26 protein-coding genes and 1 pseudogene are annotated in these 26,088 nt (G+C 55.1%); 16 read left to right on the plus strand and 11 right to left on the minus strand.

Features of this window, described 5'->3' with window-relative positions; genetic code table 11:
• Nucleotides 1–66: 66 nt before the first annotated feature.
• The 3 genes from proX to AWM69_RS09275 are packed head-to-tail and all read right to left on the minus strand — an operon-like array spanning nucleotide 67 to nucleotide 3,160.
• Nucleotides 67–1,092 carry a glycine betaine/L-proline ABC transporter substrate-binding protein ProX gene (proX, locus tag AWM69_RS09265; protein WP_218726364.1) on the minus strand — a complete coding sequence of 342 codons (1,026 nt, stop codon included), beginning with the start codon at nucleotides 1,090–1,092 and terminating at the stop codon, nucleotides 67–69.
• A gap of 33 nt (nucleotides 1,093–1,125) precedes the next feature.
• Entirely contained in the window at nucleotides 1,126–2,079 is a 954-nt protein-coding gene (gene proW, locus AWM69_RS09270; protein ID WP_218726365.1) for a glycine betaine/L-proline ABC transporter permease ProW, read from the minus strand.
• 46 nt (nucleotides 2,080–2,125) lie between these two features.
• Nucleotides 2,126–3,160 carry a glycine betaine/L-proline ABC transporter ATP-binding protein gene (locus AWM69_RS09275; RefSeq protein WP_218726366.1) on the minus strand — a complete coding sequence of 345 codons (1,035 nt, stop codon included), beginning with the start codon at nucleotides 3,158–3,160 and terminating at the stop codon, nucleotides 2,126–2,128.
• A 363-nt stretch (nucleotides 3,161–3,523) separates the two neighbouring features.
• Here AWM69_RS09275 and AWM69_RS09280 point away from each other — a divergent pair, with 363 nt between their 5' ends.
• From AWM69_RS09280 to AWM69_RS09305, 6 genes and pseudogenes are all read left to right on the plus strand, one after another.
• On the plus strand, nucleotides 3,524–4,480 hold the full coding sequence (locus AWM69_RS09280) for a LysR substrate-binding domain-containing protein (protein WP_218726367.1): 957 nt from the start codon (nucleotides 3,524–3,526) through the stop codon (nucleotides 4,478–4,480).
• A gap of 130 nt (nucleotides 4,481–4,610) precedes the next feature.
• Entirely contained in the window at nucleotides 4,611–5,966 is a 1,356-nt protein-coding gene (locus tag AWM69_RS09285) for an MmgE/PrpD family protein (protein ID WP_218726368.1), read from the plus strand.
• Between the two features lie 198 nt (nucleotides 5,967–6,164).
• Complete coding sequence (locus tag AWM69_RS09290) at nucleotides 6,165–7,400, plus strand: aromatic ring-hydroxylating dioxygenase subunit alpha (RefSeq protein ID WP_218726369.1); 1,236 nt, start codon at nucleotides 6,165–6,167, stop codon at nucleotides 7,398–7,400.
• Between the two features lie 140 nt (nucleotides 7,401–7,540).
• Entirely contained in the window at nucleotides 7,541–8,686 is a 1,146-nt protein-coding gene (locus AWM69_RS09295) for an MFS transporter (protein WP_218726370.1), read from the plus strand.
• A gap of 390 nt (nucleotides 8,687–9,076) precedes the next feature.
• The gene (locus tag AWM69_RS09300; protein ID WP_218726371.1) at nucleotides 9,077–9,244 is read left to right on the plus strand and encodes a transposase; all 168 of its coding nucleotides are present in this window, start codon (nucleotides 9,077–9,079) and stop codon (nucleotides 9,242–9,244) included.
• A 118-nt stretch (nucleotides 9,245–9,362) separates the two neighbouring features.
• Nucleotides 9,363–10,378, plus strand: a pseudogene (locus tag AWM69_RS09305) (IS66 family transposase); the annotation flags it as partial.
• Nucleotides 10,379–10,436: 58 nt separating this feature from the next.
• On the opposite strand, the gene AWM69_RS09310 reads toward AWM69_RS09305, so the two are convergent.
• Both AWM69_RS09310 and AWM69_RS09315 read right to left on the minus strand, forming a co-directional pair.
• Entirely contained in the window at nucleotides 10,437–11,237 is an 801-nt protein-coding gene (locus tag AWM69_RS09310) for an aminoglycoside phosphotransferase family protein (RefSeq protein ID WP_218726372.1), read from the minus strand.
• 596 nt (nucleotides 11,238–11,833) lie between these two features.
• A complete protein-coding gene (locus AWM69_RS09315; RefSeq protein WP_218726588.1) occupies nucleotides 11,834–12,739 on the minus strand; it encodes a LysR family transcriptional regulator in 906 nt (301 codons plus the stop codon).
• Nucleotides 12,740–12,869: 130 nt separating this feature from the next.
• Between AWM69_RS09315 and AWM69_RS09320 the strand changes: the two genes are divergently transcribed.
• Both AWM69_RS09320 and AWM69_RS09325 read left to right on the plus strand, forming a co-directional pair.
• Complete coding sequence (locus AWM69_RS09320) at nucleotides 12,870–13,700, plus strand: oxidoreductase (protein ID WP_218726373.1); 831 nt, start codon at nucleotides 12,870–12,872, stop codon at nucleotides 13,698–13,700.
• A 94-nt stretch (nucleotides 13,701–13,794) separates the two neighbouring features.
• Nucleotides 13,795–14,796, plus strand: a complete 1,002-nt coding sequence (locus tag AWM69_RS09325; RefSeq protein WP_218726374.1) for an aldo/keto reductase — start codon at nucleotides 13,795–13,797, stop codon at nucleotides 14,794–14,796.
• Nucleotides 14,797–15,191: 395 nt separating this feature from the next.
• Here the strand turns inward: AWM69_RS09325 and AWM69_RS09330 are convergent, their stop codons facing one another.
• From AWM69_RS09330 to AWM69_RS09345, 4 genes are all read right to left on the minus strand, one after another.
• A complete protein-coding gene (locus AWM69_RS09330) occupies nucleotides 15,192–16,406 on the minus strand; it encodes an aldose 1-epimerase family protein (protein ID WP_218726375.1) in 1,215 nt (404 codons plus the stop codon).
• 157 nt (nucleotides 16,407–16,563) lie between these two features.
• Complete coding sequence (locus AWM69_RS09335; protein ID WP_218726376.1) at nucleotides 16,564–17,004, minus strand: DUF421 domain-containing protein; 441 nt, start codon at nucleotides 17,002–17,004, stop codon at nucleotides 16,564–16,566.
• 7 nt (nucleotides 17,005–17,011) lie between these two features.
• On the minus strand, nucleotides 17,012–17,530 hold the full coding sequence (locus AWM69_RS09340; RefSeq protein ID WP_218726377.1) for a hypothetical protein: 519 nt from the start codon (nucleotides 17,528–17,530) through the stop codon (nucleotides 17,012–17,014).
• Nucleotides 17,531–17,543: 13 nt separating this feature from the next.
• The gene (locus AWM69_RS09345) at nucleotides 17,544–17,873 is read right to left on the minus strand and encodes a hypothetical protein (RefSeq protein ID WP_218726378.1); all 330 of its coding nucleotides are present in this window, start codon (nucleotides 17,871–17,873) and stop codon (nucleotides 17,544–17,546) included.
• 81 nt (nucleotides 17,874–17,954) lie between these two features.
• Between AWM69_RS09345 and AWM69_RS09350 the strand changes: the two genes are divergently transcribed.
• From AWM69_RS09350 to AWM69_RS09360, 3 genes are all read left to right on the plus strand, one after another.
• Entirely contained in the window at nucleotides 17,955–18,179 is a 225-nt protein-coding gene (locus AWM69_RS09350; RefSeq protein WP_218726379.1) for a metallothionein, read from the plus strand.
• A 259-nt stretch (nucleotides 18,180–18,438) separates the two neighbouring features.
• On the plus strand, nucleotides 18,439–18,696 hold the full coding sequence (locus tag AWM69_RS09355) for a hypothetical protein (protein ID WP_218726380.1): 258 nt from the start codon (nucleotides 18,439–18,441) through the stop codon (nucleotides 18,694–18,696).
• Between the two features lie 133 nt (nucleotides 18,697–18,829).
• A complete protein-coding gene (locus AWM69_RS09360) occupies nucleotides 18,830–19,345 on the plus strand; it encodes a DUF4142 domain-containing protein (RefSeq protein ID WP_218726381.1) in 516 nt (171 codons plus the stop codon).
• Nucleotides 19,346–19,485: 140 nt separating this feature from the next.
• Here the strand turns inward: AWM69_RS09360 and ligD are convergent, their stop codons facing one another.
• Nucleotides 19,486–21,963: a DNA ligase D gene (gene ligD / locus AWM69_RS09365; protein ID WP_218726382.1), complete on the minus strand. Its 2,478-nt coding sequence runs from the start codon at nucleotides 21,961–21,963 to the stop codon at nucleotides 19,486–19,488.
• 12 nt (nucleotides 21,964–21,975) lie between these two features.
• A complete protein-coding gene (locus AWM69_RS09370) occupies nucleotides 21,976–22,809 on the minus strand; it encodes a Ku protein (protein ID WP_218726383.1) in 834 nt (277 codons plus the stop codon).
• Nucleotides 22,810–23,105: 296 nt separating this feature from the next.
• Here AWM69_RS09370 and AWM69_RS09375 point away from each other — a divergent pair, with 296 nt between their 5' ends.
• The 5 genes from AWM69_RS09375 to AWM69_RS09395 all read left to right on the plus strand — a co-directional run bounded on the left by AWM69_RS09375 (nucleotide 23,106) and on the right by AWM69_RS09395 (nucleotide 26,061).
• Nucleotides 23,106–23,525 carry a hypothetical protein gene (locus tag AWM69_RS09375; protein ID WP_256930253.1) on the plus strand — a complete coding sequence of 140 codons (420 nt, stop codon included), beginning with the start codon at nucleotides 23,106–23,108 and terminating at the stop codon, nucleotides 23,523–23,525.
• 16 nt (nucleotides 23,526–23,541) lie between these two features.
• On the plus strand, nucleotides 23,542–23,925 hold the full coding sequence (locus tag AWM69_RS09380; RefSeq protein WP_306299226.1) for a hypothetical protein: 384 nt from the start codon (nucleotides 23,542–23,544) through the stop codon (nucleotides 23,923–23,925).
• A 260-nt stretch (nucleotides 23,926–24,185) separates the two neighbouring features.
• Complete coding sequence (locus tag AWM69_RS09385; protein WP_074702923.1) at nucleotides 24,186–24,353, plus strand: KGG domain-containing protein; 168 nt, start codon at nucleotides 24,186–24,188, stop codon at nucleotides 24,351–24,353.
• Nucleotides 24,354–24,408: 55 nt separating this feature from the next.
• Nucleotides 24,409–24,966, plus strand: a complete 558-nt coding sequence (locus AWM69_RS09390) for an ATP-dependent Clp protease proteolytic subunit (protein ID WP_048380105.1) — start codon at nucleotides 24,409–24,411, stop codon at nucleotides 24,964–24,966.
• A 177-nt stretch (nucleotides 24,967–25,143) separates the two neighbouring features.
• Nucleotides 25,144–26,061 (plus strand): LysR substrate-binding domain-containing protein, encoded by a 918-nt coding sequence (locus AWM69_RS09395; RefSeq protein WP_048380107.1) that lies wholly within the window; start codon nucleotides 25,144–25,146, stop codon nucleotides 26,059–26,061.
• Nucleotides 26,062–26,088 lie beyond the last annotated feature (27 nt).

Here is a 26,088-nt window from a genome sequence, read left to right on the forward strand (position 1 = left end):
ACAAACGCAGCCGGTCTCGCATACGGCCGGCCCTGACAGAGCTGACCGTAGTTTCCTTAAGTTGGATTATTTGTTCGCGGCGGCGCGCGCGTCACTCAACCAGCTATCGTATTGCGCCTGGTGAGCCTTGATCCATTCAGCGGCATGTCGCTTGATATCCGCCAGTGACTTCTCACCCTTTTGCATGCGCAAGTTCTGCGCACTTTCGTCGTCGGTGGTGATACTGACTTTTGACAGGAACGTGCGGGCTACCGGATTTTTCTCGGCAAACTCTTTGTTCATGACAGCGTTAACGGTGTCCACGGGTAAGCCGAGGTTTTTGCCTTGATAAAAAGTGTCTTTGTTGTCTTTACCGTCAGGCAATGAGGTGAACGGGACCGGGAGCCATACCACATCGCGCCCTTCCACCAGCACGCTGGAGATCCATTGCGGCACCCAGGTGAAATACAACACGGGTTTACCTTGCTGGAACCTGGCGATGGTGTCTGCCATCAACGCAAAGTAGGAACCCCGGTTGTCCACCACTGTTGCGCCCAAGTCATACGCTTTCATGTGGTGCTCAACCATCACCTCGCAGCCCCAGCCAGGGTTGCAGCCGGTCATGTCCGCTTTGCCGTCGCCATTGGCGTCGAACAACCTGGCGATTTCCGGCTTCTTCAAATCCGAGAGATCCTTGATGTTGTAGGCTTCGGCTGTTTTCTTGTCGATCATGTAGCCCTGCAGCACCCCCTTCATGACCTGCCCGACTTTCTCCAGCGTGTCGTCGCCACCGGCTTTCTGATAGAAGGCCGCGTGCAGGTTTTCCCACTCATGCACTGTGAAGTCTGCATCGCCATAAGACAGCGCCAGGAACATCGCGGGATAATCAACTTCCTTCGGTGCTTTTACGTCATAACCAAGGTCTTTGAGCCCGGCAATCGCCACTTCACCACGAAAACGCTCTTCGGCAATCGTTGGGAAAATAGGCGTAATAGAAACACCTTCACCGGGTTTATCAGTGTCCGCGGCGAACGCTGCCGAACACGCAGTCGCACCCAATAAAGAAGCCATCAGCGTTGCAATAACAGTGTGCTTGAGGTTTGCAAGTTTCATATTTCACCACGCTTAAATTTATAGTAGGTGAGCTTAATGAGTCACTGGGCGTACTACGTTCTTGTTCTTCTTGAGTTTCATCACCAGGCCAACCGGCCCGGTTTCGTACCAGCGCTGGCCGGTTGCCAGATCACTGCTGCGTTCACCCATCGCTTGGGTCAAACGATCGAGGAAGACTGCCAGGAGCACCAGGCCCGCACCGCCGACGCTGGCCAGCCCCATGTCCAAGCGGCCGATGCCGCTCAACACCATCAGCCCGAGGCCACCAACAGAAATCATCGAGGCCACAACCACCATCGACAGCGATAGCATGAGCGTCTGGTTCAACCCGGCCATCATCGTTGGCGCGGCAAGAGGCAATTGGACCTTCAACAGCATTTGGGTCGCGGTGCAGCCAAAAGCACGTGCGGCTTCGACTTTATCGGCGGGTACCTGGCGGATGCCCAAGTTGGTCAGGCGTACCAAGGGCGCTACTGAGAAAATAATCGTCACGATGACGCCAGGAACGTTACCGATGCCGAACAGCATCACCACCGGCACCAGGTAAACGAAAGCGGGCAGTGTCTGCATCGCGTCCAGTATTGGACGCACGATCACTTCCATTCGGTCGCTACGGGCACAGAGGATGCCCAGGGGAATGCCGATAACGGCGCAGAAGAGTAATGAAGTCAGGACCAAAGCGAGGGTGACCATGGCATCGGCCCATACCCCGATCAAGCCTAAACCCGTCAACGTAGCGATACTGAAGAGGGCGATTCGTTTACCGCCGATCTGCCAACTGATCAACCCGGCGATAATAATGAATACGGTTGGGGGCATGGAAAGGAGGCCCCACTGAATACCATCGAGTACTTGGTCAACCGGCCATCGAATCGAACGAAAAACGTCCCGGAAGTTATGCACCAGGTAAGTCAGCGCCGCTTCCACCCATGAGCCCAAAGGCACAGTGAAACTTTGGAACGGGTCCAAGTAATTAAAGTCCGACATGATACTTCCTCGTCCTCAGAACTTGAGGCGGCTCTGATTATTCAAGTTAATTATTATTCAGGCAGCTCAGAAGATGGCCTTGGGAAATCGAGCCCTTGTACAGGCCAACTTCATCAACCACCGGCATAGGCGTCGCCGATGCGGCAACGATATGCAGAATTTCTCTGAGCGACGATTCGGCTTTGAGAGGGGTGTGACGGCCAGGTTCATAGATGATGCCGGCGTCCTGTTGAGCGATATCGCCCGCTTTGAGGATTCGGCTGGTGTCGAATCCATTAAAGAAATCGCGCACGTATTTATTGATGGGGTTACACAGCAACTCACGCGGGGTACCAATTTGCACCACCTGACCGCCTTCCATGATTGCGATGCGGTGGCCGATCCGTACGGCTTCTTCAATATCGTGGGATATAAAGATAATTGTCCGGTTCTGCTCGGCTTGCAACTTGATCAATTCGCCCTGCATCTCACTGCGAATCATGGGGTCGAGGGCTGAAAAGGCTTCGTCCATCAGCAAGATTGCAGGGTCGTTGGCCAGGGCTCTCGCGAGGCCGACACGTTGCTGCATGCCGCCGGAGAGTTGATGGGGAAAGCTGAATTCCTGGCCCGCCAGTCCAACCTGTGCCAACGCGCCCATGGCCCGGCAGTAGCGCTCTTTCTCGGCGACGCCGCTGATCTCCAAACCAAAGCTGACGTTGTCGATGACGCTCATGTGCGGCATCAGTGCAAAAGACTGAAAGACCATTCCCATGTCTTTTCTGCGCACTTGCAGGAGGTCTTTATCTGCCAGGCCTGTAATTTCCTTGCCGTTCAAAAAGATCGACCCGCTGGTGGGCTCAATCAAACGATTGAACAAACGAACCATGGTTGATTTACCGGACCCTGACAGGCCCATGATCACAAATATCTCGCCGCGACGGACAGAGAAGTTCGCATCAAAGACACCAATGGCTTGCCCGGTTTTTTTGAAGACTTCTTCCTTAGAGGCCCCTTCAGTCAGCATCTTCATTGCGAGGTCCGGCTGAGTACCGAATACCTTATAGACATTCTTGACGGAAATAATCTCGTCGGAGTGAGTCATACCTTGCCCCCTTCGTGTTCCGCACTATTCGCTTTAAGCGACGCGCAAACGATCGAAAATAGTTTTAAACGGCAGCGATAATGAATAGAGAGTTTCACGAAGGTTTCCTTTTATTATTGTTGGCCCCAGGAAGGAGGGATGTTTCAAATTTAGTAGTAACCCCCCTGCAATACCAACTACATTTACAGGGACAATTGGATAACGTCGGGTTATGAATCGCTCATAGCGTACGATTCAGTAGCGAGGTCATACACGCACGACTCGTTATGTCTCAAAAACGACCTGTACCCCCCTGCTACCGTCTGGCTTCAGTTAACCTCGCGTCGCTTCGCTGGGGAGCGGCTGGGTAAGGAGAGCGTAAGGATGTCAAAGCATGTCGACCCTGACAGCATTCTGCTGAAAATGCCGTCGTTGAGGGCTGTGAAGGCATTTGTGGCGGCTGCTAAATACGAAAGTTTCACCCTCGGCGCCGAGGCGCTTTGTGTGTCGCAGGCGGCTATCAGCCGGCAGATTCGCGAGCTGGAGAATTACCTGGGGGCACAGCTTTTCACCCGTGTAGGACGAACCGTCGAGTTAACTTCTGCAGGCGCACTGTTCTTTGATGCCGCCCAGCTGTCATTTGTGAACATTGCTCAGGCAGCCGAGCGAATCCGCAGCAGCCAGTCCTCCAAAAAAATGCTGACCGTCTGCTGCTCTCCCGCCTTTTCGGCCCTGTGGCTTTCGGTCCAGCTACCTGAATTCATTGAGCAAAACCCCGGTATCGAGCTGAACCTGATCACAACGCAAAATTTCCTGACCATGGAGCCTGGGGTGCAACCGGACGTGTTCATTACCAAAATGGCGCGTATCAGGGACGACTATAAAAGCTACCCGTTGTGCCATGACGTCATTTACCCGGTATGCAGCCCGCAGTTTCTGGAACAACATCCGGAAATCTCGACGATCGAAGGCCTGAGAAACTCGGCCCTGCTGAACCTGAGCCCCTACGGCCGGTCCCAGGTAGCCGAGCACGTTGACTGGGGTGTCTGGTTTGCCTTTCAGTCGATTGACATTGATGAACGCCCGCAAGGCAGCCCTCAAATTTTCAATGCCAATGACTACAATTTGCTGATCAGCATGGTGCTGACTCACCAAGGCATCGCCCTGGGGTGGAACCATCTGGTTATCCGATTGATAGAGCGCGGCCTGTTGGTGCGACCGATCCAGCAGCAAGTTCAGTTGCGCAACAGTTCGCACTACCTGAGCTGCCGAGAAAACGCCGAGAACGAAGATGAGCTGCGCCTGTTTCGTGAGTGGATCTTGAGCAAATTCCCCCGCTGAAGCCGCCTCTCACGGCAGAAAATCGTCATTTTGGTTATCGATTGCCCTACGAAAATGTTGCTGGAACGGTGAGCCCTCGCTGGGTCATCGTACAGCGACACAATAATAATTTTCGTAAGGAATGCTCAGGATGTCACTGTTCGAATTTTGCCGCGATTTCGATTTTCGGCGAGCACCCGCCCACACCCGAACCATTCTCAAAAACAGTCTGCTGGATATCGTCGGGGTCATGGCAGGTGCGGCATCCAATGACACCAGCAAGATGATGCGCAGCTATGCACGCCTCCACTATCCGGGTGGCATGTACACCAGCCGGCTGATGTTTGATGGCCAGCGCGTCAGCACTCTCGGCGCCGCCTGGGCTGGCGGATTTTCTGCAGACAGCCTGGACGCCCACGAAGGCCACTTCAAATCCAAGGGGCACGCCGGCGCGACCGTGGTCCCGGCGTTACTGGCCCTGACCGATGCGCTGCACTACAACGGCCAGGACATCAGCGGGCACGAATTTCTGTCGGCGCTGTGCATCGGCTATGAAACCGCGCTGCGCGCCGGCACTGCATTGATGGCGACCTCTCCTACCTACCACGCCTCCGGCGGTTTTTCCGCCATAGGCGTGGTGTGTGCCGGAGCACGATTGCTTGGGTTTGATGAGCAGACCTTTCGCCATGCGCTGGGCATTGCCGAGTATTTCAGCGCGCGATGCCCAATGATGCGTGTGGTGCTGGCGCCGACCATGTTGCGCGATGCTCATGGCGCAGGCGCTTACGTCGGTTTGAATGCATTGTTGATGGCGCAGGCCGGCATGACCGGTGCACCCGCGCAGACAGTGGAAGATGCAAGCGTCGCGTCGCATTGGACGGATATGGGTAAACGCTGGGAAATAGACAGCCAGTACTTCAAACCATGGCCAGTATGCCGATGGGCGCAACCCGCCTTGACAGCCATGCTTGAAATACAGCGCCAGCATCCCGAAGTGAGCGCGGGCTCTATTGAAGCAATCCGTGTGGAGACATTCTTCGAGTCGATGTGCCTGCAGGGCCATACCCCGCGTAACGCAGATGAAGCCCAATACGCGTTGGCGTTTCCGCTGGCAGCGCTGATTGTCAGAGGTCAGTTGGGGCCTGATGAGGTTACCGGGGACTCAATCACCGCACCCGACATCCTGTCGCTGAGTTCACGCATAGAGATTCTCGAAGCAGAGGATATTTCACTGCGATTCCCGGATGAAATTCTCTCCAGGCTCACCCTTACCTTAAAAAATGGCACTGTCATCGTCAGCCCTGTGACAGCAGCAAAAGGTGATCCGCAAACCGCAATGACGACCGCTGAGCTGGAGCAAAAATTTGACCTGTTCAGCATGCATCTAGGGCATGAAAGAAGTCTTGCGATAAAGCACGCGATTCATTCACTGGGGGAGTCGCAGTCTGCCATTGCAACGTTGGAACCCTTGTTTTCAAGCACCTCGCCTTCCGTGGAAGGCAGCTGATCGATAACCTGAAATTATTGATTGCCCCTACGAAATGTCGTTTGCGAGCGCCACCGCAGCCCCTATAGGCTGTCCTCTATCTAAAAAAAACATGACGTGGTTACACCGATTCGCTGCAAACCGTTGCCGATCTTTTAGAACACTATAAAAGTCACCGTTAAAGGTGAGTGTTCACGTTATTTATCCTGGGAGGATAAGATGGATAATAAAGAAACCGTGTTTGAACTGATTGCCCAACGTAAACCATGGCACTCACTCCCAGGGGCGCTTTACAGTAGCGAAGGTGTATATCGCCAAGACCTGGAGCAGATTTGGCACAAAGACTGGATTTTCGCCGGGCACACGTTTGAACTGGAAAAGCCCGGTCAATACTTTACGTTGCAAGTGGGTGACTATCCGGTAGCCGTAGTGCGTGGCAAGGACGGCCAGGTGCGTGCGTTTCACAATGCTTGCCGCCACCGCGGCGCAAAAATCTGTGAAGCCGACCATGGCAAAGTCGCCAAGATGGTTTGCCCTTATCACAAGTGGACCTACGAGCTGGACGGCAACCTGCTGTTCGCCGGGAACATGGGGCAGGATTTCGACAAATCCGAATACAACCTCAAAAGCGTCCACTGCGAAATCGTGAACACCTTTATTTATGTATGTGTTGCGAGCAAAGCACCGGATTTCGAGAGTTTCCGTGCCGCCGTGACGCCCTTCGTCGCCCCGCATAATCTCGATGACTGCAAAGTGGCCTTTGAGTCCAATATCGTCGAGAAAGGCAATTGGAAACTGGTCTTTGAAAACAACCGTGAATGCTACCACTGCGACGGTTCCCACCCCGAGCTGCTGCAATCGTTCGTGGACAACCTTTCGGTGGGTGGCACCAGCGGCGATGACGATCCGGAGCTTGCCGCTTACTGGAACAAATGCGAAAAAGCCGGCTTGCCAAGCCGCTTGGTGATGGACATCAAAGGCCAGTTCCGCATGACCCGCATTCCCTTGTCCAAGGGCGCGGTGAGCTACACCATGGACGGCAAGCCCGCAGTCACCAGCCGCCTCGATACTACCGGCGAAGCGGATATCGGCGCTCTGCTGTACTTCAATTATCCGTCGACCTGGAACCACTTCCTGGGTGATCACGCCCTGAGCTTCCGGGTGCTCCCCATCAGCGCGACGGAAACCCTGGTGACCACCAAATGGCTGGTGCTCAAAACTGCCGTAGAAGGCGTGGACTACGAGATTGATCGACTGACCAAAGTATGGATTGCCACCAACAATCAGGACCGCACCCTGGTAGAAGGCACGCAGCGCGGTGTGACCTCGCCTTCTTATGAGCCAGGCCCGTATTCCGAAACCGCCGAGACCGGTGTCTGCCAATTCGATGATTGGTATTGCGCCACCATGATGGAAAGGATCAAGGGGCCTATCCCCTTGAAGTCTGTCGGATAAGAACGATGCCTGATGGGTAAGCCTTTCAATACAGTCGTGCATTGAAAGGCTTACGCCTTAGCAACTTGCCCCTTCCTCCTTCCAGGCCTCAGCGCAGTCGCTGCCAGGCCTTTCTTCGTGTGCCTGTTTGGGTGATTCAAATGACTACGTCATCGTTAGCGATCAACGCCAATTACGGCGAACGCACGTCAACCCGTATTGCTTTCCTGATCGCAGGGCTTGTCATGTCGGCATGGGCGCCCTTAGTGCCGCTTGCCAAGGCGCGCACGGGGTTGGACGAAAGCGGGTTGGGGCTTTTGCTGCTGGGCCTGGGCGTGGGGTCGATTGTTGCCATGCCGTTTGCCGGGCACCTCACCGCACGTTACGGCTGCCGCCCAGTCATTGTCTGCTCCACTGCGACTTTATGTGTATTGCTTGTACTGTTGAGCAGCCTCAGTTGGCTGCCGGGCCTGGCATTGGCCGTAGTGCTGTTTGGCGCCGCTATGGGCATGCTGGATTGTGCGATGAACATTCAGTCCATCATTGTGGAAAAAAACAGTGGCGAGGCACTTCAGTCGGGGTTCCATGGCCTGTACAGCGTCGGAGGCATTCTGGGTGCCGGCGCGTTGACTGCACTGTTGAGCATGGGATTAGAACCGGTGTTTTCAGTGCTGTGCGTCGTCATCGTGGTAATGGGGTGCCTGTATAAAGCGATTCCAAGTTTATTGACCTATGGAACCGAAAAAGACGGCCCGATCTTTGCAACCCCAAAAGGCATTGTCTTTTTACTGGGCGTGCTGTGCTTCATCGTTTTTTTAACCGAAGGCGCAGTACTGGACTGGGGTGCTGTCTTTCTCGTGTCCAGTCGGAACATGGAGCCCACCTTGGCCGGCTTGGGTTATGCCAGTTTTGCGGCGGCGATGACCCTGGGACGGCTGACAGGGGATGCCCTCGTACGCAGATTCGGCGGCGTGCGCGTGGTGGCTTATGGCGGAATGATTGCTGCCACCGGCATGCTCGTATCGCTTGGATTCGAGGGCTGGCCCGCCTCGTTACTGGGATATGCATTGCTCGGCGCAGGATGCTCGAATATTGTTCCCGTGCTGTTTACCGCCACCGGAAAACAGGACCGCATGCCCCAAAGAGTCGCCATACCGGCGGTTATCTCCATGGGCTATGCAGGAATTTTGATAGGCCCGGCGGTGATCGGTTTCGTTGCCCATATGAGCAGTCTTTCATTTGCGTTAGGGGGCCTGGTGTTTCTCCTACTATTTGTGAGCGCTGCCGCGCACTGTCTGCGCGTGTGATCCATCAATATTTGGATAACTGAAGATTATCGCTGAATAGGGGCTGAGAAACAGGCCCGACAAGTTCGCTTAGGGATATCCACTCATATTCCATATCCTTTTCCGAACGACCACGGATTTGCCACATTCGGGTTCTCATCCAGTATCGGGAGGCGCATTGAATACCAACCACGGCCACCCAGATCCATGTCATAAATCGCCACTCGCGATCACTCGCACACCCAGTGCAATTGGGGGCAAAAATGGGGGCAAAATTCTATTTTTTCTGGCTGTAACTACCGTTTTAGGTATGCATCCGGCCAAGTCATCTACCCAACCCCGCAACGCCAAGACATGGTGTGCACTTAAATTTAAGTGGGCACCAGTTCTAGCCTTTAAAGCGGGTATGTCATGCAGCCAAAACGTCGTTCTTATTCCAAACCCTTCAAGGCTCAGGTCATTCAAGAGTGTGCCCAGCCCGGCGCTTCGATTGCCAGCATCGCCCTCAGCCATAGCCTCAACGCAAACCTCGTACACAAATGGATTCGGGTGCAAGCGCAGAAAAGCACGGCGCTTTAACCTGCATTCATCACATTGCCTATGCAAACAACAGCGCATGTATCTTCATCGAATATCAGCGTTGAGATTCTGCACCCACGCGGCACCGTCAAAGTGAACTGGCCAATCGATAGTGCTGCTGCCTGCGCAGGTCATCGACAAAGGCATCCCGACTGCCGGGTTGCTGGCCCACGTCATGATCGCCAAGTTTTCTGACCACCTGCCGCTATACCGTCAGGAATCGATTTTTGGTCGTGTCGGCTTGGCGATTCCTCGCTCCACTTTGGCTCAATGGGTCGGCGTGACTGGCGTGCAGTTGCAGCCCCTGGTCGATGCCCTGCGCGACGTAGTGCTTGGGCAACAAGTCCTCCACGCCGATGAAACACCGGTGCAGATGCTCATGCCGGGAACAAAGAAAACTCACCGTTCCTATGTTTGGGCCTACGCCACTAGCCAGTTCTCGGACTTGGCAGCGGTGGTTTACGACTTCAGCTCCAGCCGCGCCGGTGAGCATGCTCGCAAGTTCCTGCAAGACTGGAAAGGTAAGCTGGTCTGTGACGATTTTGGCGGTTACAAGGCCAGCTTCGAACTCGGCGTGACCGAGATCGGCTGCATGGCCCATGCCCGGCGCAAGTTCTTCGAATTGCACGCGACTAACAAGAGCCAGCTCGCCGAGCAGGCCCTGCGTTACATCCAGTTGCTGTACGAAATCGAAAATGAAGTCCGCGACCTGGGCCGGATTTACGGCGCCGAATACGGCAAGAAAAAGCCGTACCGGTGATGGATGCGCTGCATACCTGGATGAACGCGCAGCGCGATCTCGTGCCCGAAGGTTCGGCAATCAGCAGAGCCCTGGATTACAGCCTGAAACGCTGGGCAGCGCTGTCGCTCTACCTCGATGACGGGGCTGTTCCCATTGATAATAATTGGTGCGAGAACCAAATCCGTCCGTGGGCACTGGGGCGTAAGAACTGGCTCTTCGCAGGTTCGCTACGCAGCGGCAAACGGGCGGCCGCGATCATGAGCCTGATCCAGTCTGCGCGGCTGAATGGTCATGAGCCGTATGCTTACCTGAAGGACGTTCTCACGCGCCTGCCGACGCAGCGAGCGAGTGAGATTGATCAGCTACTGCCGCATAAATGGACACCCGCATAGTTATGCGGAATTGATGGGTAGCGCTTACAACTATTGATCACCTATACCGCACAAAGGCCTAGTTACCGATGCCGAGAGCCGATGCCGCAAGTTTCGCCACCCCAAGGGTACTGCCGGGTTCATCATCGTCTTCGAGCATCCAGGTTACCGACAATCCTGTCCACGCGAGTACCCATTGCAGCAGTCTCCGGCGATCAATACCGGAGGCATTTGCGACGACTTCGATTCGACGTGCGAAGCACCCCGGAGCTAGAGCGCTTTCACCGTCGGGATTGCAGAAGATGTTCGCATAATCAAAGCCACGCTCACCGTACAGTCCCTTGGGGTCGATAGCGAGCCAGCCGGACGGGCCGAAATCAAGCACATTGCCATGGTGGATGTCGCCATGCAGTACCGTGACATCGCGCGGAGCAGCCAGGAGTTCGCGTGCGGTTTTTGCGCAGTGTTCAAGAATGCCGCCGTGCCTCGCCGCTCCACTCCATAACGCCTCGAACCATTGCGCCAGAGGAACTAAGGCGGGGATCGGCTTGGCACGTGGTGTATGAAGGTGGGCCGCTACCCCACAGAGGATACGAGTGGCCTCGTCGTCCCTGCCGCAACTGACCATCTGCATGAGCGAGGCCGAGCCCAGTGCGCGCTCCATAAGTAAGGCCTCGCCATCATGGGCTAACACGGGTGCCGCACCTTCGCCGTCCCACCAAGCCATGAGCAAGCTGCCTGCTTGTTCCTCGGCTACGTGTGAGATTTTGAGGATGGCTGGTATGCCGCGCTGGCGAACGGGCAGCAGATTGCCGTTCAGTGAGACGAAAGCATCACCGTCGTTGGTCAGATCCCATCGTTTCAGATATTGATCAAACATACTTTCACTAAATCCAGAGTTTTCAAACGAAACTGGTGCTCATCCGCCGTCAACAAGTGCGAAGAAATCGTAGAAGACATCCTTCCAGGGTTCTCGAATCGCGAGGAAATCGCCAATTGGCGAGCATCCTTGCTGGAGAGACCAGGCCATTAGATTACTACATTCGTCCATTTAAGCTGCTTGGCTATATGCCTTTGGCTCAAGATCCAAGGTGTGTTTACCGTACTGTTACCGTTTTAGAGCCCAGTCAAAATGTTTTTTGGCGATCCTTACAGTCTTTAGGCGTTGTCTGGCAGGCTGTTCGGCTGATCATTTCTGCCTTTCCACAAACCATGGAGCTCCGTTCACTTCCAGTGGATTGCTACATTGGGGGCATATTTAAGGGCATGCTATGGATGGTTTGAAAAGGATGCCCCCAGGCTGAAGTCCAACAGCCACTTCTCGAAAAAGTCATACGCTGCTGCTCCCAAACCGCCGTCGAGCACTATCCGATCACCTCAATTTGTAGATTTGAAGCGATCTTCTGGCGCCTCTGAAATCCTGACAATTCCGTCCAGGAACGCCAACTACAGAGGTCGTTGGAAAAAATAATAACGCTATAAATTTTTGATCTGGCGGTTAGAGCGAGTGAATTCAATAAATGCCTTTAGCTGAGCAGGAGTATGTCGCCGGCCAGGGTAGTACAAGTGCAAACCTGGATAGTATGGGCACCAATCGGCTAAGACCTGTTTCAGTCTCCCATCTGCTAGATATTCAGTCACCATGCCTTCGAAGACATAAGCCAACCCCAGCCCATCTATGGCTGGTCCGAGCATAAGGCTGACGTCACCCAGAGTGAGTGGACCGTTCACTTCGATTTCTTGGGCGATTCCCCCCCGCTCGAATTCCCAGCGATAAATCGAGCCGCTGGGAAATCGATGGCGAATACAGGGGAGACGATGCAAATCTTCGGGTTTTTGCGGCGCAGCATGGCGTTCGAAAAGCGAAGGTGCCCCCACAACAATTGACTGCATGTTGGGCCCAATAGCCAGAGAAATCATGTCTGCTTCTAGGCGATTACCGAAGCGCACCCCAGCGTCAAACCCTCCAGCTACTACGTCTACAAACGCATCACTTTCGACAATCTCTACTCTGATATCCGGGTACTGCTGGAGAAACGGGCTAACAATTGGGAGCAGCACCAATTCGCAAGCTTGGCGTCCTGCGGTGATGCGCAAACTGCCAGAAGGCTTGTCACGAAAGCTATTGAGATCTTCAAGGGCATCATCGATATCTCGAAATGCAGGCCGCAAACGAATGTACAGCCGCTCCCCCGCCTCCGTAAGGGCGACGCTACGAGTCGTCCGATTGAATAAGCGCACGCCGAGGCGACTTTCCAGTACTCGCAGCGAATGGCTCAAGGCTGAGGGGGTAAGGCCAAGATCTATCGCCGCTCTACTCAGGTTTAGATGCTGAGCGATGCTCAAAAAGATCGATAAATCGGCAGGAGATGGAGATTTCATTTGTGAGCCATTTTCACAGAGCCAAGTAAATTTCATGGTATTAACACATCAGTAATGCACATTTACAGTTGCGTCAACTTATCAGTAAGACCCGGCAATGCCGCACGGGCTACTGGCAGGAGGAGTTGATATGCGTACTTGGTTCATTACAGGCGCTTCTCGTGGCTTTGGCGCACTCATCGCAGAACAAGCTCTGCGTGCTGGTGATGCAGTCATCGCTACCGCTCGCAAGCCTCAAGACATTACCAGTCGCATGGGAGATCACCCGAATCTGTTGGCTGTACGCCTGGATGTAACCAGCGAAGAAGAAGCACATCAGGCTGTTGCCGAAGGTATCAAGCGATTTGGCCAGATCGACGTGATCGTCAACAACGCCGGCTTTGGCGTGTTGGGCGCCGTTGAAGAAACCAGTGCTAAAGAGACGGAACGCCTGTTCGCCACAAACGTCTTCGGTGTGCTCAACGTGACGCGCGCTGTTCTGCCGCACCTGCGTCGGCAACGTAGCGGGCACATCATCAATATTTCCTCGGTTGGCGGATATCAGTCGTTTATTGGTTGGGGTGTGTACTGCTCCACCAAGTTTGCTGTGGAAGGCATTAGCGAAGCACTGCATCAGGAATTGGCACCTCTGGGAATTCGAGTGACGGTCGTTGAGCCCGGTTTCTTCCGTACCGACTTTCTTGATGAGCAGTCGTTGATCAAGACCGCGCTGGAGCTGTCTGACTACGATGAGACGGTCGGTAAAATGCGGCAGTTTGCTGAGGGCGCTAACCACGCGCAGCCCGGTGATCCATTGAAGTTTGCAGAAGCCATGTTGACGCTGGTCAATGCACCTAACCCTCCACAGCGTTTGGCGATGGGTAGTGACACGGTAGCCATTGTTGGCGAGAAGAATCGTTTGGTTGAAGCTGCGTTGCTCGAATGGAAAGAGTTATCTATCTCGACCGATTTCAAAGACTAAACACGCAATGACATAGAAACCGAGCTTGCTCGGTTTTTGCGTTGAGGACTGCGAATGCAACTACCCACCCAATCGAAGTTTTGATGGAGGATTTATGAAGTACGTGAAACTTGGTAGCACGGGCCTTGATGTTTCCAGACTGTGCCTTGGGTGCATGACCTTCGGTGATCCTGATGCTGGCATGCATCCCTGGACATTGGGTGAGGAAGCAAGCCGACCGATCATCAAGCACGCAGTGGAGCAAGGGATCAACTTTTTTGACACAGCAAACAGCTACTCCGCTGGAACGTCGGAAATCATCGTTGGCAAGCTCCTAAAGGAGTTCACGCGTCGAGAAGAGACCGTGATCGCCACGAAGATATTTTTCCCGGCAAACATGAGGGAATGGGAAGGCTCAGCAAAGCCAAATGAGAAAGGTCTCTCTCGTAAAGCAATCATGGCCGCCGTTGATGCGAGCCTGACTCGTTTGGACACCGACTACATCGATCTGTACCAGGTTCATCGTTGGGACAACGACACGCCTATCGAAGAAACGATGGAAGCCCTGCATGACATCGTCAAAGCAGGCAAAGCGAGATACATCGGCGCCTCATCCATGTATGCCTGGCAGTTCGCCAAAGCACAGCAGGTCGCCGTGGCAAACGGATGGAGCAAGTTTGTGTCCATGCAGAACTATCTGAACCTGGTGTATCGAGAAGAGGAGCGGGAAATGATCCCTCTCTGCCTCGATCAGGGTGTGGGTTTGATGCCATGGAGCCCAATGGCACGCGGCAGGCTGACCAGGCCATACGGCCAGCAGACCGAGCGCACCAAGACCGATGTCTCAGGGCAGTCGTTTTACCAAGCTACTGAAGTCGAAGACGGCCGGGTGATTGACGTTGTTGAGCAGATTGCTGGGGGACGAGGCGTGCCTATGGCGCAAATTGCGTTGGCATGGGTGTTAGCCAAGCGTGGCGTCTCAGCACCTATCGTTGGCGCTTCTAAGGCAACCCAACTCGACGACGCAATCGCTGCGCTGGAGTTGGTATTGAGCGAAGAGGAAGTCAAACACCTTGAGGCCCCATATGTACCCCATGCGGTGACTGGATTCTCCTGATGCGGCAGTAAAAGAGATACCGGCAAACTTATGCCGGTATCAGCTTATCGCCGCTGTCAGTCTCAGGGATCATTGCTTCTTACCCACCAATGACTTTCATGATCATGAGGTCGCCCATGAAATGAGTCGGTTGTTTGTCCAGTAAGGCGTGTCTCGACAATTCGCGAATACGTGACAAGGCAAGATCACGTGGAAGTTCATGATGGGACATGCGCGAATAAATACCGCTAGAACGCATGTCCCAGCGGCATCGGCAAATGCTCTTGGGGAATCCCGACAGGCTTTGATGCGCGCCATGCTTGATACCTGGCCTGGCCCACGCTGAAAAGGTCGGGCCAGGCCAGTCAATCACTGCGCACGCCTGACGGTTAGGCGCGCCCTCTTCCCGGTACTGATCACTCTTTAGTCAAGTCCACCAACGGCGTCTGCCGCACTTCTGTGGCACGTCCGTCCTGGATCGCTTTGACCTGTTGCAACGCTTTGCCCACCGCCGGTTCATCGGCCAGCAAGGTGTAGCTGATGCTGAACTGGCGCTGTTGTTTAGGGCCAATGGTCGGGACCAGGTTCAGCGGTCTCTGGTAGCGGCGGTTGTAGGAAAAGCTGGTGCCTGGCTCAAGCCCGGTGACGTAGCCCTGGCCTCGTGTATCGGTGTTTTTCCACAGTGAGAACACCGGCAATTGCTGCACGTTGAAGCCAACCGCGACGCCGAGGCTGGCGGCTTTGTTGTGCAGCACGGTCAAGGTGTTGCCTTTGGCGTCGCCGTAAGGCACCACGTTGTACACGGTTTCGTCGTAGTCCGGTGTCGGTGCCCGGTAAGTCTGCCAGTCGCCCAGGTCAGCCCTGGCTTTGTCGTTGAAGGGCGACACTTGTTTGACCGGTGCCGCAAAGCGGGCGCCCTCCTCCAGAAACGGCGTGCTGAAGTTGCTGTGGTACAGCGCCTGGTATTCTTTCGGGTAATCGCCGTTGTTGGTCAGCGTGTCATTAAGCACAAAGTGCACCGCACCCGGTTCGGTGACCAGCTCGGTTTGCACGCTGAAGTCGACTTTTTTGAATGCCTGCTCTTTCAGCTCGCCACGCACGTGGATGGCATACGGCGGAGTTTCGTCGATATGCACGGTCACCCGGCTGGCCGGGATGTTCGCCGCGCGACCATGCAAGGTCAGCAACTCGCCATTGTCCATGCCCGGATGGCCGACCCACTCATAACCACACCGGGTGACCAGTTCGTTGAAGCCTTCGAGCCAGCCCAGGCCGCCGCGACCGTTCAGCTCGATGAACGCCGGGTTGACCACTTCCTTCACCGGAGAATCCCAGCCCATCCGCGCACTGCCGACCTGGGCACTGAGTACGTTCATGCCACGGGTCGGCACCACCGTCAGTTTCATCGTGCCGTTATCGATATCGATCAGACTCACGCCTTCCTGACGACCGCCGTGCAGGGTGCGCATGCTGACTGAAAAGGGTTTGTCGACTTTGAGCCCCAACTGCTCGCTGGTGATACGCAGGTTACTGGCGGGCTTGTCGCTGTCGAGCAACACAAAGTCCCAAGCGTAAGCGTGAGAGCCAAGGGACAACGCTGCGAGGGCGCAGGTGACGGGAAGCAGTTTCATGGCGGATCCTTTCTTGGAATTATGATTGGCCGACCAGATGAATCGTTTCAGCCAGAAAGCCAGTCTAGCGCCATTTTCTGCGGTGGAGTAGCCACCGAAAGCCAAGGATTCGTTCAATCAATCCAGCAGGACTTAGGGTCACAGCGAATTACATTGCTCAGCGTGGTATTACGGAAATCTTTCCGTTGCGCTCAAGAATCGCGAACTTGATCTCATCCAGCGTTTCAATGCCCTGACTTGAGCGTGCTGCTTCCATGATATCCGCCTCGGCCAATCGAGCCCGTTGAGCTCTGCGGCGGAGGATTTTTCCGTCTTCGACAATGATCGTGGGCTCACCGTCAATGAGGCGGGATACCACTCCTGAGCGCTGTTTGAGCAATGACAAACCGACATCCAGGGTGATCAAAGTGGCGATGACCACCATCGAGTTGGTCACCGAAAAATCGTCACCCAGCAACGCCTGTTGAGTCGCCTCACTGATCATCATCAAGAAAACAAAATCGAATGTCGTGACCTCCGCCAGGGATCGTCGGCCGGCAATCTTGAACAGCACCATGAGAGCCAGGTACATCGCTAAGGCACGCAGTACGGAGTCCATAGATCACCTAAGGAAAAATAAACTGGTTGATATCGACGCTGCCTGATCCAGCTGATGCGATACGGCTGCGAAACAGACCCCATCCCTCGGCCCGCAACGTGAGAAGAAGAACCGCCTGACCCTGCCGGTCGAGCTGTACCAACAGCCGCATGCCCTGCGCTGAACTCCTGGAACGCAAGGGCTGAGGGTGCAGCGTCTCAATAATAAAGCCGTCCCACAGTTCACCTGCCACTTCCAGTTCGATCGTGGATTCAGGGGAGCCTGCAAGACTGATCCTCATTGCATTGGACGAGCCGTTTCGGTTGAACATCTCGTGTTCCACCCGGACGTTGCCATTGTTACTGCGCACATCACTTGAGCTGAGTGGCCCCCGGGAGAACAAACCCGCCAGTGACAACACCACGAGCATAACCAGGAGGTACCAACCATACCGCTCAAAGCGCCACATCCTTAATTGATAGGCCATGTCTTCACGGACAGGAAATTCACGATTACAAAACTCCGGGTCTTCACTCTCGTTCTTCATCAGACCTGATCTCTTACGCCGTACATCCCGCAGTGATGGAATGGCTGTTGCCATGCACAAGAGCCGCTTGAGCATGTTCCGAAAGCACAAAACACATCATCGACGTTGATAAACCCTGGGGTTTGCCGGTGACATCCTTGTGCCACCTGGCGTTTATTCCGGTTAACCAGACGCCCTCTAAATCAGAGGCAGTTTCAAAGTCGCCCGGGTTCCTTTTTTCGGCCCCGAGCCGATAGATGGTTAATCGCCATCCAACGGTGAATCCTTGCCGATCATTGCGAGCATTCAAACCAGGACAGCGGCGCAGGTGCACGCCATTGGTCAGCACAACGGTTTTAAACACAACTTCCTCGGTACACGCCTTTCAAACACGTTATGCGATAGATGTTTTTATCCACCCGCAGACTTGATTTCCGGAGGCACCATGTCGAACCCCAATGCTGACCTACCCTGTGCGTGCCCTGATTGCTCGTGTACTTGCCCTGCCGATCAGGCTCATCAGCGAAACGGCAAGTCCTATTGCAGCGAAGCGTGTGCAGACTTGCACTTCCAGGGCCAGCCTTGCCCCGACCCAGGCTGTCATTGTGAACAGGGCATGAGGCTGCAAGCTGATCGGTTCACTGATTCAAGTACTGGCCGCAGCCGTTAAAACCGCCGAGCGCCAGAGTCCTCTGGCGCTCGGGTTAATCTCCCGGCAGCACGGACGCAGCCTGAGCCGGGCAACTGGACGGATGGCAGGGCACACAGGCTGATGGATCCGAGAAAGGCGCTATTCTCGTATAGGACAAGTGTAATGACGGCCACACAACAGCGGCTCACTGACCCGCGAAACGGTTATTACCCGGCCCTGTTGTAGTCATTACATCTTATAAATCCATCTTTTTTGCCACCCACTCTTAGGCGACTCCATGGATACCCTAAGCAAGCGTGAAATCGAGACCGCTCTCTCGCAGCGGTTACCCCATTGCATCGTCACGTGCAGTATCAATCCTGATGCCAGCTTGTCGATCCAGATTCTGGCACCGGGATTCAATCAGTTCACCATTGCAAACATTGACCGGGCCCGATATCCCGGTACGTGCGGGATGAATAAGCTGATCCGGGAAATACTGGAGGAAATGGTCATCTCCAGACAGTCCTCTCACCTTCTAAGTGCGCAAGGATAAAACCTCGAGATGTCTGCAAGGCATTGCCGAAGGGTTCAATGTTGAAAATTCAATGAAAAAAAACAAACCATTCGCTTCGCCTCGGCTCAACCGTTAAACGACGCCTTCGTCGTCTGGAATCGAGGAGAACGAAATGATCACCACACGCATGGCTCAGATAGGGTTGATGGTGTTGCTGACGGCAGGTTCCGTGTCTGCAGTGATGGCTGGCTCCCCCAATGACTTTGTCGAAAAAGCGGCGCAAGGCGGTATCGCAGAAATCGAAAGCAGCAAAGTGGCACTGGAAAAAAGCAGCGCTGCGGACGTCAAAGCCTTTGCCCAGCACATGATCGACGACCACACCCGGGCCAATCAGGACCTGATGGGGCTGGCCAAGAAACTCGAGATCGATCTACCCGATGTCGCCACATTGACGGCCCAGGCCAATGCCGAGGCCAAAAAAATGGCTCTGGACGTACGCCCGGAGCTCTTCGATAAAACCTATGCGGACAAGCAGGTCAAAGCTCACGAAAAAGCCCTGCTCTTGTTCAAGGAAAAGGCCGCTGCAACCGTTGATACACCGCTCAAGGTCTTCGCCGAGAAGACGCTACCTACGCTGGAAATGCACCTGGACATGGCCAAAAAACTTCAGAGCCAGCACGCACGCTAATCCTCCGGCTCTTTCCAAAAAGCCGGGGTCAATGCGAAATCCGTTTGCCCCCGGCCTGGCCGTCGCAGCACACGCTGATCCGAGCAGGTGGTCTTGCGCCACCGCAAGGCCATCGTTGGCCGATCACCCTCCTCGCGCTGTCATCTGGTCAAGCCCAACTGCTTGCGCATCGCGGCAGTAATGGACTGCCGGGTGCTTGCGTAATCGGCCCAGGGATCATTGTTTTCAGCCAGACGCTGATCCAGAGTGAACAAGGTCCATTGGCCAGAACCTTTGATGTCTCCCAGTTCTTCGCGGTAGATCGGTACTGATACGGGTAACCCCTCGCGAGCACGCAGCGAATACGGACTGACGGTTGTGGCGCCTTTGCTGTTGCGCAAATAATCGATGAAGATTTTGCCCACACGGTTCTTTGGGCCAGATACGGCAGACAGTCGCTGGGGAAACAATCGCGCCAAATGCTGGGAGATGGCGTGACTGAATGCCTTGACCTCTTCCCAGCCAGCGCGACGGGTCAGTGGCACCACGATGTGCATGCCTTTGCTGCCGCTGGTCTTGATAAAGGACTTCAAGCCCAGTTCATCCAGCAGGACCAAGGTCAACCGGGTGGCTTCGACCATGGATTTCCACGGTAAAGCCGGGTCGGGGTCAAGATCGAGCACCATTCGGTCCGGCTTGTCGAAGTCCTTGGCGGTCGCGTTCCAGGTATGCAGTTCCAGTGCATTCATCTGCACGGCTCCGAGCAGGGTGTGTAGGTGATTGATGACCATAGCCGCCTGCCCTGCCTCGGCTTTTGTGTACTGTTGCAGGCCCGGGATATCGAGGTGTGCGGCATGCTTCTGGAAAAACAGCTCACCGCCCAGCCCCTGTGGCGCACGCACCAAAGCCACCGGGCGCTGCCTGAGACAGGGCACTAGCCATGTCGCCACGTGTGCATAGTATTCGGCCACCTGGCGCTTTGTGGCACCGCTCCCGGGGTCGATGACCCGGTCCGGGTGAGTGAGGTGCCAGCGCTTACCGGCCTCAGGCCCGGGGGCATAGGCTTGCGCTGCCTGCTCGAGTTCGACAGTGTTGGCGGGCTTGTCATCGCGCACGCCGTGAAATACCGCATGGCGCACCTTTCCATCCCGGGTCATCCGGGCGTAGGACACCTCTGCGAGCAACTGCGGTTTGACCCAGTGGGCGCCAGATGCCGCTGTTCCTGTCGGCGCATGGGTCATCTGCGGGCTGGCCACCGTCAACGGTTCTAACCTGGTGTGAATCGTACGCAACGTTGTGCTGCTGAAACCGCTGCCCACCTTGCCCGCATAACGCAATGCGCCACTGTCCTTGTCGTGCAGCGCCAGCAACAGTGCTCCCAGGGCACTGCGGCTGCCCTTGGGATCGGTATAACCGACGATGGCAAACTCCTGGCGCTGCTGGCACTTGAGCTTGATCCAGCTGTTGCTTCGGCGACTGACATAGACACTGTCCGCACGCTTGCCGATCAGGCCTTCGAGTTTCATGCGACAGGCACTGTCGAACAGCGACTCAACAGGTTCGTCGAAGGCTTCGGAAAACCGGAGCTCGGGGGCCGGGTTGTCGCGGAGCAAAGCTTGCAAGGCTGCTCGACGCATCTGCAGGGGCGAATCACGCAAGTCTGTACCGTTCAGAAAGGGAGCATCGAACAGGTAATAAATGAGGTGTTCGTCACGGTCCGTCTCGAAGGCGTTCTGCAACGCCTGGAAGTCCGCGACCCCGTCTTTGTCGATCAGCACCATTTCCCCGTCCAGCCACCCCGACTCTAATCCAAGCCCCTTGATGGCGCGGGCCTGCCGAGGCATTTTTGCGGTCCAGTCCAGCCCGTTGCGGGTATACAGCCGCACCTCATCGCGGTCGATGCGGGCCAGTATCCGATAACCGTCAAACTTGATTTCGTAGCACCAATCACCTTCTGGAGGCGAGTCGACCAGGGTTGCCAGTTGGGGCCTGAGTGAGTCGGGCAACGCTGCTTTTGACCGGGCCGTACGCGCCTTTTTTTTAACTGGCTGTCCACTGGCCTTCGCATTCGGTTTTTTCACCGTCAGGGTGCGATCACTGAGCACACTGTCAGGTTGTGCTTCCAGGACATCGTAATCCGCCGCTGCACGGGCCTCATCGTCGTCTGACTTGACCAGCAACCACTGCTCCTTTTTCCCGGCAAGGCGAGTGCGAAACAGATGCCACCCGCCTGACAGCTTCTCTCCCTGGAGACGGAATCGCAGCTTGCCCTTGGCATAGCCTTCATGCGGATCACCGTCGGCCCACCAGATACCCCGATCCCAGACAATCACATCCCCGGCTCCGTAATGGCCTTCAGGGATATGCCCTTCAAACGTGGCGTAATCCAGGGGGTGATCTTCAACGTGCACCGCCAGACGACGAACCTTGGGGTCCAGAGAAGGCCCCTTGGGGATGGCCCAGCTTTTCAGGGTGCCGTCGAGCTCAAGGCGAAAGTCGTAATGCAAATGGCTGGCATCATGTTTCTGGATACAGAATTGCAACGCATTGTCCTGGCCGCCGCGCGCAGCCCTGCCCGAAGGTTCGGGAGAGGCGTCGAAGTCACGTTTGTTCCGGTACTCCAATAGAGGTTTGGCCATTGCCGTGCTCCATCATGATGTCTTTCTGTGCGAGCCTTTGCCCGGCGAGGTCGCCTTGCTGCCGCCCAGGCTACGTTTCAGGAGTTCAGTCAGATCGAGAATGTTGGTGTCTCTCTGTTCAGCAGAGGTCTCTGTCGATTTCACTTGGGCAATCTTGCCTTTGCTGGCCTTTTCCTCCACAAGCGACAAGATCGTGTCCTTGAATTCGTCGTGGTATTGCTCCGGCTCCCAATGCCCGCTCATGTCGTCTACAAGCCGTTTGGCCATTTGCAGTTCCTGCTTCTCGAACCGGGGCTTGGTCACGCTGCTGTCCAGCTCCAGCACATCCGGGCTACGTACCCCCTGAGGCCAGCGCAGCGTGATGATCATCAGTGCATCTTCGATGGGCCGTAACAGCGCCAAGTGCTGGCGGGTATGCAACACGACCCGCGCCAAAGCCACCTTGCCGGTGCTCTTCAACGCCTCGCGCAGCAGCGCATAGACCTTGCCACCCCGCCGATCGGGGCTGAGGTAGTAAGGCGTATCAAAATGCTGCTGGGGAATTTCCTCGGCAGCGACAAAGGAAAAAATGTCGATGGTCTGGGTGGTCTCTGGCCGGGCCTTATGGATCTCATCTTCGCTGATGATCACGTACCGGCCCTTTTCGTATTCGATGCCTTTGACGACAAACTCCGTGCTGATGTCTTTGCCGCTGACTTTGTTGATGCGCTTGTAGCCCACCGGTTCCATGCTGCGTTTGTCCAGCCAGTCGAAATCCAGCCGTTCCTGGGTGACAGCAGCGTTCAATGACACCGGGATATGTACCAGTCCAAAACTGATGGCACCTTTCCAAATCGCCCGAGGCATGTTGATCTCCCGTGGGTGGTTAGCCTTCTGGCGTCATGCGTCAGTGACGCACTCGCCTGTGCGCTGCAGCTGCACATATATAGGTGGGAACACTGTGTATGACCGGGAGTTCAACGCATTTCGCGCCGCCATAATGAGTAAACAGGTGTGCAGCAAGACGCGCTCACACGTACGTTCGGTTCTGGACTGGCAATGGCTGTATTGCCGGTGGTCGGGTTGATGCAATGTCAGGCACCTCTCGGGAGTCCAGACGTTATAAGTCATCCGATTCGGGGCTACCGCTCATGATTTCGCGAATGTTTATATTCATGCTGCTCAGTTTCAGCTCTCCAGTTCTTCTGGCCGATGCCTGCAATGTCATCACCCGCTCGCAGAGCGAAGAGGTTCCTCTGGTCGAACAACACACCTGTTATCACTATAAAGGCATGCCCGCGGATGCCATCAGTTGGTCATGCAGTAATGAAAACAAGGAAATGCTGACCACGATAAAAAACAGAGTGTTGCGGTGCGCCAACGGTTATGTCGCCACTTGCCAGGCCACATTGACTCAAGAGGCCCTGGCCAACCCTCATGCGACCTCTCTGGACCCTGATCGGGAAGCCCTCCTGTTACCCGAGAAGGCCCGGATAGTGACCTTTTTCTATGCGGCACAAGACTTCAAGCAAGCCAGGCTCGACTGCCTCAAAGGGGGTGGACAATGGAACTGGAGCCCATGATCACGGGATAGACATTGTGACCCTGACGCTTGCACCGGTCTGCACAGCGCAGGCTGATCAGACATCACCGGTTGAAATCCATCGACCGGAAGCAGTGCGGCATCCCTTGCTAAAGGTAAAAGCCATGTCTTATGACCATCACGGACCTGCAAACATCATTATCGCTTCACGTCGTTTAGGGGTTCATTCTGATGAATGCCTTAACGAGGCGGTCGATATCCAGCTGACCCTGGGGCCGACAACCGCCCACATGCGCTTCAGCCAACCCCTCGACTGGCCCGCAAACCCCAATTATGTAACGGTGCTCCTGCCCGACGGCTCTTCAACTGGCGGCGTGATTGTCGAGCACCAAAGACCGACAGACGGCCCTGGCTGGCTAACATTCACCGTTGATGAATAGTGTTGTGTCGAGGCCTTGAATGTTTCACCCGGTGAACAATCTCCGCCGGGAGCTGAATCGATAACCCGCATTAGCTATTTCCGCTGATTTTCCACCGTTTGCTTAGATGGAAAAGTTTGAAAAAACCTTATCAGCCCACAGCATTTGACCGCTTATCGCACGGGATCGAACTTTATAAAACTTCCAAAAACCCACTCAACTCCTAATTAATGCTTGCTTCTATGGCGAGCAAAATTCAATTAACCAAGAGGTATCGAATCATGGCTAACACCGGACGTTCTAACCCCGGGAATTTTGCGAACGATCGAGAGAAAGCATCTGAAGCCGGGAAAAAGGGCGGTCATGCCTCAGGCGCAAATAATGACCGGAACAAAACGCCCTCTCAGGGCAAAAAAGGCGGACAACCCGGCGGCGCAGGCCGCAGCTGATTGTTGAGCCACAGGGCAAGGGCTTCGGCCCTTGTCCTCGACAGGAGGTGGTTCAATGTCCGAGCACATCGTGCACTTTCATTGCCAGATCGATCAGGGCACCACTGAACGCTTCCGTGACAGCTGCCTTGAAGCTCTGGAGCAAGGCGCCAGCTCGCTGCTGCTGAACCTCTCTACCACAGGCGGCAGCACCAACTTCGGCTTTACCCTGTACACCTTTATCAAATCGTTACCGGTGCCGATTTGCGCGATTAACGCGGGGAATATCGAGTCCATGGGCATCATCATGTTTCTCGCGGCTCAACAGAGGATCACAACGCCTCACTCGCGCTTTCTTATCCATCCCATGAACTGGTATTTCAATCAAAGCTCTGTAGACCATCAGCGTCTGCGCGAGTACCTGTCGAGCCTGGACAACGACCTGGCGCGCTATGTCAAAATCTACGAGATCGAGACCGCTAATGCCGCGACCCGACTGGATATATTCAAATGCCTGTCAGCCGAAGAAAAAGTCATAGCCGCCCAGGACTCACTGGTCTACGGCATTGCCCACGAAGTGAAGCAAGTGGTCTTCGGCGATGACATCAAACACTGGAAAGTCAGCGGTGGTTGAGGGGCTGATTCCATACCCGAAACACTCGGGCGGCTATATCAAACAGTGAATGGATTAAAGATATTTATATCTCTAGAGAAAATTCGCATGAGGATTCCTTTAAAAGGCTAGCCACTGTTCACGGCCTTCTGCACACTCTGCGCACGCGACACAAAAATTATAAAAAGTGATGAACTGATGAAACTGCAACCCTTGCCGCCTCTTAACAGTCTGGTGGTATTCGAGGCCGCTGCCCGTCATATGAGCTTCACTCTGGCCGCGCGCGAACTGAATGTCACTCAAGGTGCAATCAGCCGCCAGATTCGTGTGCTTGAAGACTATCTGGGCACTGCTCTGTTTGTACGAACCACTCGGGAAATCAACCTGACCGCCACTGGCAATCAGTATTGTGAAACCGTGCGTGAAACGCTGCAGCAACTGGCCCATGCCACCGCCGGAGTTCGCCACTGGCGTGGAGCCCAGCAGGTCACGGTGGTCACCAGTACCGCCATGGCATCTCTGTGGCTGCTGCCATTGGTCTCAGAATTCCAGCGCCAGAATGAAGAGATTGACCTGCGCATCATCGCCACGGACCAGGTCAATGACTTTTCCCGCCTGGATTGTGATCTGGCGCTTTATTACTGCAGTTCGCCCCCCAAAAACATGCAGGTCACGCCGCTATTCAGCGAAGAAATGTTCCCGGTATGCAGTCCACAATACCTGGCGCAGAACCCGGGCATCACTGCGTTGGAACGCCTTGGTGAATGCACGTGGCTATGGCTTGAGGACCCGCAACGGGACTGGATTGGCTGGCGGGAGTGGTTCGAGCGGCTGGGCCAGCGCCCTCCGGAGCCCCGGCGACGCATCAATATCAATAGCTATTCGATGCTGATCCAGTCAGCCCTTGCAGGTCAGGGGATCGCCCTGGCCTGGTCAAACCTGCTGAGCGACCACTTACAGACCGGCAAACTGGTGCGTCCGACCGGGACTTACTTGCGCACGGATGCCCAGTTCTGCCTGCTGGAACCCCAAGGCCGGGCTGCCAATCGACAAAGCGTCAACCGCTTTCGCCAATGGTTGTTAACCCATCTGGCGGAGACGATTGACGCTGAGTGAAGGCTATCAGCCAAGGAAGGCCAATGC

This window comes from Pseudomonas sp. D1HM (assembly GCF_019266105.1).
Taxonomy (GTDB): domain Bacteria; phylum Pseudomonadota; class Gammaproteobacteria; order Pseudomonadales; family Pseudomonadaceae; genus Aquipseudomonas; species Aquipseudomonas taetrolens.

Coding starts and splice junctions, on each gene's coding strand:
- AWM69_RS09355 (WP_218726380.1), top strand. CDS start 18,439: ATGGATACCCTAAGCAAGCGTGAAATCGAGACCGCTCTCTCGCAGCGG.
- proX (WP_218726364.1), bottom strand. CDS start 1,092: ATGAAACTTGCAAACCTCAAGCACACTGTTATTGCAACGCTGATGGCT.
- AWM69_RS09370 (WP_218726383.1), bottom strand. CDS start 22,809: ATGCCTCGGGCGATTTGGAAAGGTGCCATCAGTTTTGGACTGGTACAT.
- AWM69_RS09395 (WP_048380107.1), top strand. CDS start 25,144: ATGAAACTGCAACCCTTGCCGCCTCTTAACAGTCTGGTGGTATTCGAG.
- AWM69_RS09310 (WP_218726372.1), bottom strand. CDS start 11,237: ATGTTTGATCAATATCTGAAACGATGGGATCTGACCAACGACGGTGAT.
- AWM69_RS09350 (WP_218726379.1), top strand. CDS start 17,955: ATGTCGAACCCCAATGCTGACCTACCCTGTGCGTGCCCTGATTGCTCG.
- AWM69_RS09390 (WP_048380105.1), top strand. CDS start 24,409: ATGTCCGAGCACATCGTGCACTTTCATTGCCAGATCGATCAGGGCACC.
- AWM69_RS09360 (WP_218726381.1), top strand. CDS start 18,830: ATGATCACCACACGCATGGCTCAGATAGGGTTGATGGTGTTGCTGACG.
- AWM69_RS09340 (WP_218726377.1), bottom strand. CDS start 17,530: ATGAAGAACGAGAGTGAAGACCCGGAGTTTTGTAATCGTGAATTTCCT.
- ligD (WP_218726382.1), bottom strand. CDS start 21,963: ATGGCCAAACCTCTATTGGAGTACCGGAACAAACGTGACTTCGACGCC.
- AWM69_RS09295 (WP_218726370.1), top strand. CDS start 7,541: ATGACTACGTCATCGTTAGCGATCAACGCCAATTACGGCGAACGCACG.
- AWM69_RS09385 (WP_074702923.1), top strand. CDS start 24,186: ATGGCTAACACCGGACGTTCTAACCCCGGGAATTTTGCGAACGATCGA.
- AWM69_RS09285 (WP_218726368.1), top strand. CDS start 4,611: ATGTCACTGTTCGAATTTTGCCGCGATTTCGATTTTCGGCGAGCACCC.
- AWM69_RS09375 (WP_256930253.1), top strand. CDS start 23,106: ATGTTTATATTCATGCTGCTCAGTTTCAGCTCTCCAGTTCTTCTGGCC.
- AWM69_RS09325 (WP_218726374.1), top strand. CDS start 13,795: ATGAAGTACGTGAAACTTGGTAGCACGGGCCTTGATGTTTCCAGACTG.
- AWM69_RS09290 (WP_218726369.1), top strand. CDS start 6,165: ATGGATAATAAAGAAACCGTGTTTGAACTGATTGCCCAACGTAAACCA.
- AWM69_RS09330 (WP_218726375.1), bottom strand. CDS start 16,406: ATGAAACTGCTTCCCGTCACCTGCGCCCTCGCAGCGTTGTCCCTTGGC.
- AWM69_RS09275 (WP_218726366.1), bottom strand. CDS start 3,160: ATGACTCACTCCGACGAGATTATTTCCGTCAAGAATGTCTATAAGGTA.
- AWM69_RS09315 (WP_218726588.1), bottom strand. CDS start 12,739: ATGAAATCTCCATCTCCTGCCGATTTATCGATCTTTTTGAGCATCGCT.
- AWM69_RS09300 (WP_218726371.1), top strand. CDS start 9,077: ATGCAGCCAAAACGTCGTTCTTATTCCAAACCCTTCAAGGCTCAGGTC.
- AWM69_RS09280 (WP_218726367.1), top strand. CDS start 3,524: ATGTCAAAGCATGTCGACCCTGACAGCATTCTGCTGAAAATGCCGTCG.
- AWM69_RS09335 (WP_218726376.1), bottom strand. CDS start 17,004: ATGGACTCCGTACTGCGTGCCTTAGCGATGTACCTGGCTCTCATGGTG.
- AWM69_RS09320 (WP_218726373.1), top strand. CDS start 12,870: ATGCGTACTTGGTTCATTACAGGCGCTTCTCGTGGCTTTGGCGCACTC.
- proW (WP_218726365.1), bottom strand. CDS start 2,079: ATGTCGGACTTTAATTACTTGGACCCGTTCCAAAGTTTCACTGTGCCT.